Here is a 12,224-nt window from a genome sequence, read left to right as displayed (position 1 = left end):
TTCCTAATTCAATATCGAACCAAACACCAAGACACACTGAAGGGGCTGGATTTATTAGCGGTTAATAGCCGTATTCGGGAACTACACAAAACGACGCGCTAATGAACCGTATAGACATAAAAGACCTATTGGCTATAGATGGCGGGTTGGCGTATATAGTGCATCGTTACCCGGACGCCCGCGAAAGTGAAACCAAGTCGTCCCGAAAATTCAAGATCAGGAACGAGAAAACCGCGTCCGCTGGCTTGAAAAAAATGAAGGACGGAACGTGGATTGTGACCGATTTTGGCGAAGAACAAAAGGGTAAAAATGCCGTCACTATTGCCATGGAAGAAGACAACGTTGACTTCCTGACGGCGCTTCATACCGTGGCCGCTTTCTATCAGTTTGAAGGCGTGGAAATGCCAACCCGGAAGCCCATTATGAACAAATGGACGGCCAAGCCAGAAGAAGCAGAAGGGGTAATGAGCTTTGATTTCAAAGAGTTCGATTTATCAGACATCCGGTCATTATACGCTGAATATGCTTGGCGTGCGCTTGGTCATACCGATGAAGCCCGGATGACGGCCGGTATTCAAAAAGCCACGTATCTACATTTAAAATGCTTAAAATCTTATACCCATACTAAAAACGGCGTTACCCGTGAATACACGTCAACCGAACTTTTCCCAATCTTTCTTTGGGATGAAGGAGATTGGAAAAAGCTATATAAACCGCGGGCGGAAAAAGCCTTTCGGTTCCAATCTTATGGCAAAAAACCGGACCATTTCATCCACGGATTAGACCAAGCCCAAAAGAAATTTGGTCAGCTTCAGGCCCAAGCGGACGCGGAATCTTATGACCCGGACGCGCCGGACGCCGAAGAAAAACGCAAACAAAAAAAGCTGCCTGAATTGATGTATTGTAGTGGCGGAAGTGATGCGTTGAACGTGTTTGCCTTGGGTTATGACCCGATATGGCCAAACAGCGAAACGGCGGAACTTCTGGCTTCAGATGTGAAAGAATTCTTCCGTATTGCGGACGCGCTGTATAACATCCCAGACATTGACGGAACCGGCAAAAAGGCCGCCCATAAACTAGCCATGGAATACTTGGCCATGAAGACCATTTGGCTTCCTGAAGAACTTAGGGAATTCCGGGACGGCAATGGCAATTCCTGTAAAGATTTGCGAGACTATCTGAACCGCTTCCGAAAGTTCGATTTTGACGAATTGAAGCGCGTGGCCATACCTTATCAATTTTGGGATGAAGATGTCAGCCGGGACAAGGAAGGGAAGGTCCGCTTTAAGTTCGGAAAGCCCATGGCTCAGTTTGTTTTCAACAACGTCCACGGCTATAATTTTCTATTCAGGAACGGGTTTGCCAGAATCCCAAGCCTGAAGGAAAAAGACGGCTTCACGTTCGTCCACGTACATAATAACATTGTGAAGCCCATTGACCCGTCAAAGGTTAAAGACTTCATTCATGGCTTCCTTGAAGAACGGAAGATGGCCACGGACCTACGGAATACCATGTACAGGACGCCACAACTGTCTGATTCCAGCTTGGCCAACCTGCCGCTTTTTTATGGGGATTTTAAGACGTATGGGCCGGATTATCAGTACATATTTTTTCAGAAATCGGCATGGAAAATTACGGCCGCCGGTATTGCTGAAGAAAAAGCGGGAAGTCTGGATAAAGTAATCTGGGAACATAAGGTCATCCAACATAAGGCCAAATTGATGGATGAAATGTTCACCATTTCCAAGACGGCGGACGGGTTATGGGATATTGATATTAAAGATAAGTCCTGTATGTTCTTCCGCTTTTTAATTCAGACGTGCCGGGTTCATTGGCGGAAAGAATTGGAAGAACGCTTGAAAATGGGGGATATGTCCGGGAAAGACCGGAAGAAGTATCAGGAGCAGTACGGACTGAGTGAAGAAGAAATGGACGTCATGTTGGTCCAAGGTAGTACGGCCGAAAACCGGGCGGATTATAAGAAGACGTATCAGTTTGCGGTGGACGGCGGCTTGTTGCTTCCTGACGAAATAGCGGAACAAAAGCTTCATTTAGTCAACCGTATTTTCGCCATTGGATACGCCCTTCATAGGTATAAAAACCCGGCCCGGCCGTGGGCGGTTTTTGCCATGGACAACAAGTTATCTGATGACGGGGAAAGCCATGGTGGAGCCGGGAAAGGCTTGGTGGCGAAAGCCCTTTACAAGCTGGCCACGAAAGTCCAGTTAGACGGACGCAATCCGAAATTGGCCGAGAATCCGCACGTATTTGAAAACGTGGACGCGGACACGGATTTGATACACGTTGAAGACGCCAACGAGTTTTTGAACTTTGGCTTCTTCTTTGCGCCCTTGACGTCTTCTATGACGATCAACCCGAAACAGAAGCGGTCTTTTGAACTGGGTTTTGATGACTCGCCAAAGTTCTGGTTTGATACCAATTTTGGGGACCGGATGACAGACCCGTCATCATTACGCCGGAAGCTATATACGGTATTCGGGGACTATTACCACGAAAACAACGGGGATTATAAAGAGTCATGGACGCCCAATGATGACTTCGGGAAGTCACTCTTTACTGACTTCACGGAAGAAGATTGGAACGCCTTTTACAACTTCATGGCCCAATGTTTACGCTTTTATTTAAGCTGTGAAGAAAAGATCATTCCGCCCATGACCAACGTGTCAAAACGGAACCTTATGTCCGAAATGGGAGACCATTTCAGAGGTTGGGCGGAAGTCTTTTTCAGTCCTGAAGCGGGCAATCTGGACAAGCTTGTCTTGAAAGAAGACGCCATGAAGGACTTTGAAAACAGTACTAAGCTAAAGACATTTTCTTCCCAACGTTTCCTGAAGGCGCTGAAGTCTTGGACCAAGCTTCATGAATACACGCTTAACCCGGCCGAATTATTAAACAGCCAAGGCCGGATTGTCCGGCGGCCCAACGGGTCCGACACGCCCAAAGAAATGGTCTATGTACGGACCGTCGATGGGGAAATTGATGAATTGTAATAGTGATGTTTAACCATAAATAACTCAAGAAAATGTCAGGACTGAACAGATTATCCTTGCAACAATCGCTGAAAGCGCCCGCGCTGAAGAAGGAGCGGAAAGACCTTGAAGCCCATTGGAAAACCCTCAAAATTGGCTCATTGGAGTTCAAGCAAGTATTGGAAGAATTGCGGGAACTCAACACGGAAATTACCAAAGCGGAAGTTCAAGATGACCTGTTGACCATGGAAGCCATGGCCAACATTGGTATGCTAGTCTGAAAAATAGACGGATAATATTTCACCTCATGGCAATACACGCAATAGCCGCTTTTGCCACGTTTGACGATTTCACCACTGACGGCGTGGACGTAGTTGCACCCTTTCTTATGATTCACGTATTGATGGAAGTGACGGACCATTTATGTAAGGAAGATTGGGTCAGCTTTAGAATCGGAATGAATTAATAACAGATGTTTAACCATAACCAGACAAACCAATGACCACTGAAGTAAAAGAAGAAATTGAACTGTTGATGGATTCAGTTCAAGACAAAGCCAATACACTTGATGACTACTTAACGGAAGAAGTGGATGAACTGGCCAATACAGACCCACATGACCGGGAAGCAATTGTCAACGCGTCGTTTAACATTTCAACGTTACGTAAAGCCGTATTGCAACTGAATTCAACTAAAGCAACCCTTCAACACTTAATTGACAAAAACCAATGAAATTCCTTTTTAAAATCCCCTGCTATCTATTTGCGGGCCTTTTAGTTGGCTGTTTAGCTATTGCCCTTGTCATTGTCTCCCCGTTTAACGTGGCCACATTTGGCGTTGATGAAGCCCAAAAATTAAAGTATTTCCCACTCTTCAAACAGAAACGATAATGAGCCACACAGAACAACCCATTCAATTAGGAGCAACCAAAAAAAAGAATGTAGTCATCAATTACATTCTTCAGCAAATGGCCGTTCTGATGCTGGCTGAAACGCGCCCGGATGACAAGTTCACCAGAGCCGTTCAGGAAGCCGCCGACAAGACCCGGAAGCGGTTGTTGGCTTCCCATACGGAAGATGAATTGAAGCCGATTATGATAATGAAGGACGTGGCCGTGGGCATGGCGTTAAAACTGACAACCGTGGAAAGTTTTGACGCGTTGAATTTATGCCGCCACTACATGGAAGAATTAACCGCCGGGCGTGTCATCATTATGGAAAATGACTTGGATGTTGACCCGGACCAACTAACCCTTCCCGCTTCAGATAATGACCAACAATAGGTTTGTTCAACTCTTTACGTGGTGGACAAACCCAACCGGAACGCGTCAGTTTTGCGTAGTGGAAAAGTTTGGCAAGTTCACCTATCAGGAACGCGCCGGGGGTAAAGTGGAACTATGGGAGACTACCCAAGTGAAGCTGATTGAAGTACTGAATCCAAACCCCATAAATTGGGATACAGACAAGTTTTGGGACTTGGTTGACCGCGGCAAGCTGATTGAATACATTCCAGGCGTCACAACGTTTACTGACGCTAAAAATGAGTCAATTCCATGGCGTAATCCAGAGAACGAATTTTTAACCGTTTAAAACAGAATCCCCGTACTGAAAAGCTTGGCGGCAACAGTACGGGGATATAAACACCCAACCAAAAATCAAATGTTTACCCGGCAAAAATACGCTTCCCGTTTGAGGGATGCAACCGCGCTGACGGGTAGGCTTTACTCTATCAGCTATGAAAAAAATAAGCAGCTTAGACCAAGACGCTCTGACGGCCCTGAAAACGGCGTTAGACGGCTTACAACGCTTTGATTCAGACGGAACCATTCATCCCTACTTCCGGCGAATTATAAACGCCTTACTTGGCTCAACGGATGACATTAATGTTTGGGCAATCCGGGAATTAATCAACAAGGAAGACGAACGAAGAAGCCGCCGGACGACGCTTCAGATAGCAGACCCGGACGCCTTCAAACGGATTAAATCATTGGGACCACAGGAAATCCGGGTCATGAAGTTAATAGGGGAAGGCTACCATAATGAAGCCATTGCGGGCCTGTTATCTATCAATATTCGGACCGTGGCCAACCATAAAACTAACATAGCTTCCAAGCTGGGTTTGGCCACGGTCCGGGACCTTCCACGGTTCGCGCAAGCCAACCTGACAGTCCTTCAATAAACAAACACACATCCGCTTTTAAGCCGCTTCAGCGGCACACCAACACGTCCGCTTTTATAGCCCACTAAAAAAAGATCGTCCGTCAGGAAGCAAGTGTGGAATCTTAGGAAGTTACAATTCAAAAGGCCCGGAAACGGGTCTTTTTTTTTGCCCATGCCCGGCCCTTTGGTTTCCTTGCAACCTTCCCAACAAAAACCCTACGGATTTTTGTAACATTGTAAACATAGGACGATAGTACTACTTACAAGTCTCAAAATCAGCCGATAAGGTTTTATTTTATTTTTGTTAACAAGTATAAAATGTTACAAAAAATAAAAATATAATAGTAAAGGGGGGGGCCGCTTTTAGCTGGAAATAAGGGGTGTTACAAAAAAAAAGGGAGTTGTTATAAAACGAAAAAGAGAGTTTGTAACAAAAACGGCGTTGACGCTCAGTCAATTGACACCCAAAAATGCAATGTTACAGAGTTACAAAAAAAATTGACCTTCAGACCTTGGCGTGGTGGGGACGGCGGCCGGGTTTTCGCGTTGGCCAAAAAGGGCGATTCTTCAGGAAGTACAATTTCACGCCCATGTTGGCCCCATGCCCACTTCCGTCCAAGGAAGCCCGGTTCCGCGGACGTCATCTTTATGTCAGGCAGTAAAATAATTACTTCCAAGTGGGGAAAAGTGTAGAGAAATTTCCACACTTTCTTTGTATCTTAGTAACAACAAAAAACGCCCGCGGGAACGGGCGTTTTGGGGAATGTCTGCCGGAAAGCAGGTGTGTTGACAGTGTTGCGCTGTAAATATACCCTAAAATACTTTCTATCAGATGACCTTATCAATACCTGTAAAGCCTCACATCAAAGAATTTTTTCAGTCTGTTGAGATTTTTGGCCCGGAACCCATAGCTGTCCGGCGCAACTCCCGTTTGGGCGAACTGGTAGCCGCTACCTTTAGTCAGTACCCATTGCGGTCTGAAGACTTGGAAGACTTAGAAGCGGTGGACCTGTTGGAGCCAACCCACTTGAATCTGAAGCTGACATTTGAGCTTCAGACGCGCTTGATTACGGACGGCAAATTGCTTCAGTTCGGTAAGGTATTGGAAATATTTTTTGAACTCTATTCAATCGCCTTTGTGAAAGGGAGAATGGATGTTTACCCAACCATGAACGGAGCCGCGGACCGATTTGTCAAGGTTCATCAAATCTCAGATGAACATTATTCCGCGGACGCAATACGGAAGATGGTTCAACGGAGCCGTTCCGCGTCAGACCCGTTCTTCACTAAGTTGTCCGTGAACGAAAAAAGAAATGTTGTCCAACTTTCGGCAAAACCCGTCCAACTTGCGGCCTAACGTGTCCAATGGAAGGGGTGTTTTGTCCAACCACTTTTCACGCCTAAAAAATGCAATTGCCAATCCTTTTTGAGCCGGAAGATTTAGTCTTCCCCCAAGAATCAACCAACGTCGGGGGATTGCGGACGCTTCGGATTTGCCCGGCTAGGCACGTTAGTCTGATAGCGCCGGAACGGTTCGCCTTGCCCCAACATTTGGGCTACTCGGATTTTACCGTGTCATCCCAGCATTTAATTTTTTCGGCCGGGGCAATCCTGACGAATGTGGATGTCATACCGGACTACTGTTCTTTTTCGGATGACATGGAAACCAGTGGCCACGGCGAACTTTTCAAGCCAACGATTCAACTGATACTTCCCAAGGTCCGGCCGGACGTGGTGGTTTGGGTGCAGAAATACCGGGCGGTCCGCTGGCTGGCTTTCTTGGAAGATCGCAATGGCTACTGCCGATTAGCCGGAACGCCGGAACAACCCTTGGAACTTGGCGTAAAATCCGGTCAGGAGTTGGGCAAAGGTCGCAATCAGACGGTCTTGACGTTTTCAGGACTTGCCCAACAACCGGCGTATTTTTTAACCGGCATAACGGACGCCGATTTAATGTACGAAGGTCCCTTTGACCCGGCTTTTGGATTCGCTTTTGACGCTTAAAATTCTTTCATTTTTTCTTCACTATGGACTTAAATCAAATCAATTCAGAGATTGACGCGGTTATCAAAGATTCACCGCCCAAAAACATTTCCACGTCCCGGTTTCGGACATTGCTGAAAAGTATGACGTCTTACATACAGGCAACGTCCACAACGGTTTTGCAAGCCAATAATTTCAAGCCATTGGCAATCTGGAACGGAACCAAATTGAAGCTTCAGAACCCGGACGGTTCCTATACGCCGGAAGTGGATTTGGTGGGACCGGCGGGTCCGGGCTTGGGTTTGGTGGATGTCGATGCAAGCGCCAGTTCTATACTTGCTCAGTCGATGACGGACCAAATTGTTTCGGCAACGGTAGCTGAAAAAATTACGCCCGGCGTCGTTCCCCATACGGCCGTTGTAGGCATTTATTCGACGTACGGAAATGGCCGGAAGGGGTATATGACCCAAGCCAAGATGTTGAGCAACAAACTGATTTCCCGCTTGGGAATCTACATTGGCGGGGCGGCCGTATCCGGTGGAACGGCCACAGCCTTCAGCGGTCAGTTACTCGTGAAGGTGTTTTTAAATAATGCGCTGGTTGATACGGTAACAGTCTCCAATGCTACGTTAAATACAAAAGTGGCCTTCACCTCAGTGGCCAACGCGGAATTATTGGTCAACCTGAATAAAACGATTTACGCCCGGACCAATGACCTGCTGACGGTAGCCTATGAGCATACGGGGCCGGAATTTCTGGCGCTGTTTTATAACTCGGCCGCGGTTGATGCCGCAAAGGAACTTGGCGCAAATATGCACACGGATTGGACGGTGGACTATGTGGGTTCTCTGACGGCTAAACCAACCTTTTCGTCAAACAATACATCATTCTACGTGGCATTAAAGACGTATAGCGTAGTGAAGTTAGATCAGAATGTGGCTACGTTGCCACTGACGACAAGCGCCGTGGCCGCTATGTCATTGGTGGATAAAACGAACTATATTTTTGCTCCCAGAGTGGCCAACGATGCGAATATTGTTTATAATTCATCGAATAGTTTTAGGCGGAAGGCCCAAGCCGTGTTCCTGAAGGGATTAACGGTGAAGAATTTCAACGCTATAACCATTCCGCTAGTAAGGAATCTAGTAGACGAAACATTTTTTACGGACGGGATAACGGTTAAAGTCTTCCTGCGTAGTGATGTGGCCATTACCAAGGTTATTCCATTCTCCGATTTGGCGTATTACAATACCCTGACACGCACGGACACGGCGGATAAGTTTGATTACACGTTGATTCTGGATACACCGTTGGTACTAAATCCGGGGGACATCCTGTATGTAGGTTGGGAGTGTAACGCCTTGACGGATAAAACCGGGTCCCTGTTTAAGTTCAATACGGCGTCCGATGCGACCGAATTCAGCCGGAACTATAACTCGTTTTCGGATGTCGCCGGGGCGGTTTCGGCCCTGTCAGCCATGCCGGTTTTGCCCGCTAGTAACATTTATTATTTGCGGGTTTCGCTTGGCTACGCAACCAGTAAACTGCCCGTTGACCCGGTTGTATCAACGAATCTGGCCACATTAAATAGTGCCGTGGCGCTTAATACTAGCTTCATTTCGGCCGTTTCGCTCATTGATAAAACCAATTACAGTTTGGCCGCCCGCGTGACCAATGATGCCGCGGTTGTGTGGTCCGCCGGTCAATCATACCGCGGGAAAGGTATGGCCACATGGTTCAAGGGTTTGACCGCTAAAAACTTCAACGCCATTACCATTCCGTTGGTCAGAAACTTGTTTGATGAGCAATTTTTCACAGATGGGGTAACGGTTAAAATCTTCCTGCGGACTGATATTGCCATTACCAAAGTCATTCCCTTTTCAGAGTTGGCGTACTACAATACGTTAGGACGGACCGATACGGCGGATAAGTTTGATTACACGTTGATTCTGGACACGCCCTTGGTTCTAAATCCGGGGGATACGCTGTACATAGGTTGGGAATGTATAGCGGCTACAGACAAGCTTGGGTCCCTGTTTAAGTTCAACACGGCGTCCGATGCGACCGAATTCAGCCGGAACTATAACTCGTTTTCCAACGTCGCCGGGGCCATTTCGGGTCTGATAGCCATGCCGGGTTTGCCCGCTAGTACGCCGTTTTATATACGGGTTTCGTTAGGTTATGCCAGTGCGCCCAGTGCCATAAAAGGGGATTATGCGTTGGTAGCGCCTAAAAAGGTTTATACCGTCTGCAATGACCTTGTGGCGGCAAGTAAGGGCTATAATCGAAATATGTCCGCGGCCGTTTATCTTGACCATATGCTGACGGGACTGACGACGGAAGTAGACGCTAAGTTTGACGCAACCAAGTCTGATAAGCTGGTTTTTACGTCTAAAATCGTTACCACGGACGCCAATGATTCAACCCAATTCAATGAAGGCTTAACCGTAAAAACGTATGACGTTTCGGTGGCCATGATTGGGAACGAAGTGAAGAAGAAAACGGCCACAATTAAGCACATTAGTACGCTGGCGTCAGCCAATAAAGCCGCCTTCCCCAAAGTGCTTTGTTTAGGGGATAGTATTACATGGGGCGAATTGGCCGGGATTAACGGTTCCACGTCGGAAGCGGATGTGTACTGGTTGTTAGCTCAACAGTTGCTTGATATGGACCGGGTGGACAATGGCTTGGTGGCCGGTCAATTGCAAAGTCTATTTGTTGGTCAGGTGGTGGCTAAAACCCGAACGTATAGCTATAATGGTTCAAGCCGGACCATTAAAGGTTTCGCGGAAGGCCGCCGGGGGTGGAAACTGACGGATTATTTGGGCCAAACAGCAACCGGCCAATCTGCCGCCAATCCGTTCTATAATGCCGCCGTTGCTGGCAATGCTAAGTTTTCGTTGCTGACGTGGCTGAATAAGTACCGAACGCTGGCCAATGATGGGGTCACGCGTTTGGTAGTAGGCAGTACGGCCGGGACGTCCGTGACGGACGTAAACGCGTATGACGTTTGTGTTCCTACGCATATAGTTGTTAATCTGGGAGCCAATGACAATGACCCGGTGAATTATGTTCAGGGAATCAATGATTTGAAAGCCGCTATCAAAGCCGAATACGCGGCCAATGGATGGGGTGTGGTGAACATTGCGGTTGTGTTGCCGGATTACAACGGAACCTTCTTTCCGTCAAAATATCCCGCGTTTGGTGAATCGGCGGCCTTTTGGAAATCGACCAACAACCACGCGGCCCGGTGGCAGATGATGAAAAACTACGTGGATACGGTGTTGGCCGCGGATACGGAAGACGCGGACCGGGTTCATTTATTGCCCTTCTATTGGGTTCAGCCAACGGCGTGGTCTGTGGCCTACCGTTCGGCTTCCTTGCCGGATGCCATGACCACAGAACGCCGGTTTGATTCCCGGATTGAAGTGGATTATGGGTGGGTTCCGTTTGTGCACCCCAACGGAATAGCCCATTGGAACTTTGCTTATCAGTTGTATTCCTGGCTAAAATATACCCATACGCTATAAGCCAAGAAGCCGAATAAAAGCCCGTCCACTCACATGGCCGGGCTTTTTTTGTGTCCTATTGGGGGCTGATTTAGGTGGATAACGTTGTAAAAGCTTTTTCAATCTTTTAGCGATGTTAGACCGAATTATTGCCGCTAAGTGGGCGCTAGACAGTACATACCATGACCGTATGTATGCTATTGCGTTGCGCCGGATTCAGAATGGCCAAGCGCCCTTTGAAGTCAGTCAGGACCGGCCAACGCCCTATCTGGTTGATGTGGAACGCCCAAACATTGGGGCGTCCGCCGGATACAACCGTTTAGCCCGCGCCAATACCAAGTCCGGTCAGGTGTTGGTCCTTCCCATGCTTGGGGCAATTTCCCGCTATGGGGATTTGTGCAGTTACGGCGCGGAAGATTACGCGTCTTGGCTGATGGAAATGAATCAGGATGACACGATGTCTGCGGCCGTCCTGAATCTGAACGGTCCCGGCGGTGAAGTGGACGGGATTGAAATGTTGGGGGAAGTTATTAAGCACTCCAAGAAACCAATTGTGGCATATGTGGCAGGTTGGGCGGCTTCTGCTCACTACTGGATTGCTAGTCAATGTCGGGAAATTGTCATGGAGTCATTGACCACTTCTTCCGTGGGTTCCATTGGCGTTCTGGCCATGCACGTAGACGCTACGGAGTTCTACAAGAATGAAGGGTTGAAGGTCACAATTATCCGTTCTGATGGGTCCGATAATAAAGCCCGCTTCAATTCTGTGGAGCCATTGACGCCGGAATTGGAAGCCGAAATCCGCGGAGAATTGACCGTCATCCGCGGGACATTTATTTCCAAGGTTCTTTCCATGCGTCCCAAAATTACCGACACGGCCGACACGCCCAACGGCGTCTTCAGCGGAAAAATGTACAACGGCAAAGAAGCCCTTTCCAATGGCTTGGCGGACCGAATTGGCTACTTGGGGGATGCCATTTACCGGGCGGATTTATTAGCCCGCAAACAAGCCGCCTAAACCTTTAGGCGCTCACAATCAACCATTGCAACTTCTTACAAATCAATAAAATCCAATGAAAAAAGTACGTATCAGTTTGGCAAGTTTATTCCGGTCCGTGACTGGAACGGAAGATCAAAATGAACAAGCGGAAGATAAGTCCGCTGAAGGTGGCGAAACGTCAGCCACGGAAGGGGAAGTCAGTGACGAAGAAGACGAAACCGGCGAAGAATCGGAAGAAGCTGAAGGTAAAACCGGCGAAGAAACCCAGACCACGGACGAAGTGGAAACCGTAGAAATGACGGCTTCCGAATTCAACAACATGAAAGCGGACGCGGCCACTTATCGGAACGTGAAAGCTGAATTGGAAACTCTACGTGGCTGGAAAGCAACCATGGACGGCCTTGGCGGTGGGCTGGCCAAGGATGACCAGAGCAAGCGCAACGCCAAAACCGGACCGTCTATTCTGGATAATTCGTGGAATAAAGAAGCCATTGACTTGGCCGCGAAAGCTAAGTAAAGCTGTCCTATAGGACGGCCATGAAGTAGCCCAATTTCAAGCCTGGAAAGCAAAACGCAACAATTA

At 47.8% G+C, this 12,224-nt stretch carries 13 protein-coding genes; all 13 read left to right on the top strand.

Annotated features, from left to right (window positions below; translation table 11 throughout):
* Positions 1-101 precede the first annotated feature (101 nt).
* Positions 102-3,011, top strand: a complete 2,910-nt coding sequence (locus BM202_RS15325; RefSeq protein WP_093827564.1) for a hypothetical protein — start codon at positions 102-104, stop codon at positions 3,009-3,011.
* 32 nt (positions 3,012-3,043) lie between these two features.
* Positions 3,044-3,271 (top strand): hypothetical protein, encoded by a 228-nt coding sequence (locus BM202_RS15320; RefSeq protein ID WP_093827562.1) that lies wholly within the window; start codon positions 3,044-3,046, stop codon positions 3,269-3,271.
* 26 nt (positions 3,272-3,297) lie between these two features.
* Entirely contained in the window at positions 3,298-3,456 is a 159-nt protein-coding gene (locus BM202_RS37255; RefSeq protein ID WP_177236600.1) for a hypothetical protein, read from the top strand.
* 32 nt (positions 3,457-3,488) lie between these two features.
* Positions 3,489-3,722, top strand: a complete 234-nt coding sequence (locus tag BM202_RS15315; RefSeq protein WP_093827560.1) for a hypothetical protein — start codon at positions 3,489-3,491, stop codon at positions 3,720-3,722.
* Positions 3,719-3,880, top strand: a complete 162-nt coding sequence (locus tag BM202_RS37250; RefSeq protein ID WP_177236599.1) for a hypothetical protein — start codon at positions 3,719-3,721, stop codon at positions 3,878-3,880. The genes BM202_RS15315 and BM202_RS37250 overlap by 4 nt, the downstream gene beginning before the upstream one ends.
* Positions 3,880-4,272, top strand: a complete 393-nt coding sequence (locus BM202_RS15310) for a hypothetical protein (protein ID WP_093827558.1) — start codon at positions 3,880-3,882, stop codon at positions 4,270-4,272. The genes BM202_RS37250 and BM202_RS15310 overlap by 1 nt, the downstream gene beginning before the upstream one ends.
* On the top strand, positions 4,259-4,579 hold the full coding sequence (locus tag BM202_RS15305; RefSeq protein WP_093827556.1) for a hypothetical protein: 321 nt from the start codon (positions 4,259-4,261) through the stop codon (positions 4,577-4,579). Before BM202_RS15310 ends, BM202_RS15305 begins: the two co-directional genes overlap by 14 nt.
* 145 nt (positions 4,580-4,724) lie before the next feature.
* On the top strand, positions 4,725-5,168 hold the full coding sequence (locus BM202_RS15300) for a response regulator transcription factor (RefSeq protein WP_093827554.1): 444 nt from the start codon (positions 4,725-4,727) through the stop codon (positions 5,166-5,168).
* Between the two features lie 813 nt (positions 5,169-5,981).
* Entirely contained in the window at positions 5,982-6,506 is a 525-nt protein-coding gene (locus BM202_RS15295; protein WP_093827552.1) for a hypothetical protein, read from the top strand.
* A gap of 50 nt (positions 6,507-6,556) precedes the next feature.
* Positions 6,557-7,153, top strand: coding sequence for a hypothetical protein (locus BM202_RS15290; protein WP_093827550.1), 597 nt, complete (start codon positions 6,557-6,559; stop codon positions 7,151-7,153).
* 23 nt (positions 7,154-7,176) lie between these two features.
* Positions 7,177-10,662: a hypothetical protein gene (locus tag BM202_RS15285; RefSeq protein WP_093827548.1), complete on the top strand. Its 3,486-nt coding sequence runs from the start codon at positions 7,177-7,179 to the stop codon at positions 10,660-10,662.
* 112 nt (positions 10,663-10,774) lie between these two features.
* Positions 10,775-11,659: a S49 family peptidase gene (locus BM202_RS15280; RefSeq protein WP_093827546.1), complete on the top strand. Its 885-nt coding sequence runs from the start codon at positions 10,775-10,777 to the stop codon at positions 11,657-11,659.
* Between the two features lie 55 nt (positions 11,660-11,714).
* Entirely contained in the window at positions 11,715-12,158 is a 444-nt protein-coding gene (locus BM202_RS15275) for a hypothetical protein (protein ID WP_093827544.1), read from the top strand.
* Positions 12,159-12,224 lie beyond the last annotated feature (66 nt).

The organism is Spirosoma endophyticum (assembly GCF_900112365.1).
In the GTDB taxonomy this organism is placed as follows: domain Bacteria; phylum Bacteroidota; class Bacteroidia; order Cytophagales; family Spirosomataceae; genus Spirosoma; species Spirosoma endophyticum.
This window is presented reverse-complemented; position numbering and strand designations above follow the sequence as displayed.

What these genes read in the sequence shown, in the direction of transcription:
- BM202_RS15295 (WP_093827552.1), top strand. Translation starts at nt 5,982, where the DNA reads ATGACCTTATCAATACCTGTAAAGCCTCACATCAAAGAATTTTTTCAG.
- BM202_RS15285 (WP_093827548.1), top strand. Translation starts at nt 7,177, where the DNA reads ATGGACTTAAATCAAATCAATTCAGAGATTGACGCGGTTATCAAAGAT.
- BM202_RS37255 (WP_177236600.1), top strand. Translation starts at nt 3,298, where the DNA reads ATGGCAATACACGCAATAGCCGCTTTTGCCACGTTTGACGATTTCACC.
- BM202_RS15305 (WP_093827556.1), top strand. Translation starts at nt 4,259, where the DNA reads ATGACCAACAATAGGTTTGTTCAACTCTTTACGTGGTGGACAAACCCA.
- BM202_RS15300 (WP_093827554.1), top strand. Translation starts at nt 4,725, where the DNA reads ATGAAAAAAATAAGCAGCTTAGACCAAGACGCTCTGACGGCCCTGAAA.
- BM202_RS15310 (WP_093827558.1), top strand. Translation starts at nt 3,880, where the DNA reads ATGAGCCACACAGAACAACCCATTCAATTAGGAGCAACCAAAAAAAAG.
- BM202_RS15275 (WP_093827544.1), top strand. Translation starts at nt 11,715, where the DNA reads ATGAAAAAAGTACGTATCAGTTTGGCAAGTTTATTCCGGTCCGTGACT.
- BM202_RS15280 (WP_093827546.1), top strand. Translation starts at nt 10,775, where the DNA reads ATGTTAGACCGAATTATTGCCGCTAAGTGGGCGCTAGACAGTACATAC.
- BM202_RS15290 (WP_093827550.1), top strand. Translation starts at nt 6,557, where the DNA reads ATGCAATTGCCAATCCTTTTTGAGCCGGAAGATTTAGTCTTCCCCCAA.
- BM202_RS15325 (WP_093827564.1), top strand. Translation starts at nt 102, where the DNA reads ATGAACCGTATAGACATAAAAGACCTATTGGCTATAGATGGCGGGTTG.
- BM202_RS15320 (WP_093827562.1), top strand. Translation starts at nt 3,044, where the DNA reads ATGTCAGGACTGAACAGATTATCCTTGCAACAATCGCTGAAAGCGCCC.
- BM202_RS37250 (WP_177236599.1), top strand. Translation starts at nt 3,719, where the DNA reads ATGAAATTCCTTTTTAAAATCCCCTGCTATCTATTTGCGGGCCTTTTA.
- BM202_RS15315 (WP_093827560.1), top strand. Translation starts at nt 3,489, where the DNA reads ATGACCACTGAAGTAAAAGAAGAAATTGAACTGTTGATGGATTCAGTT.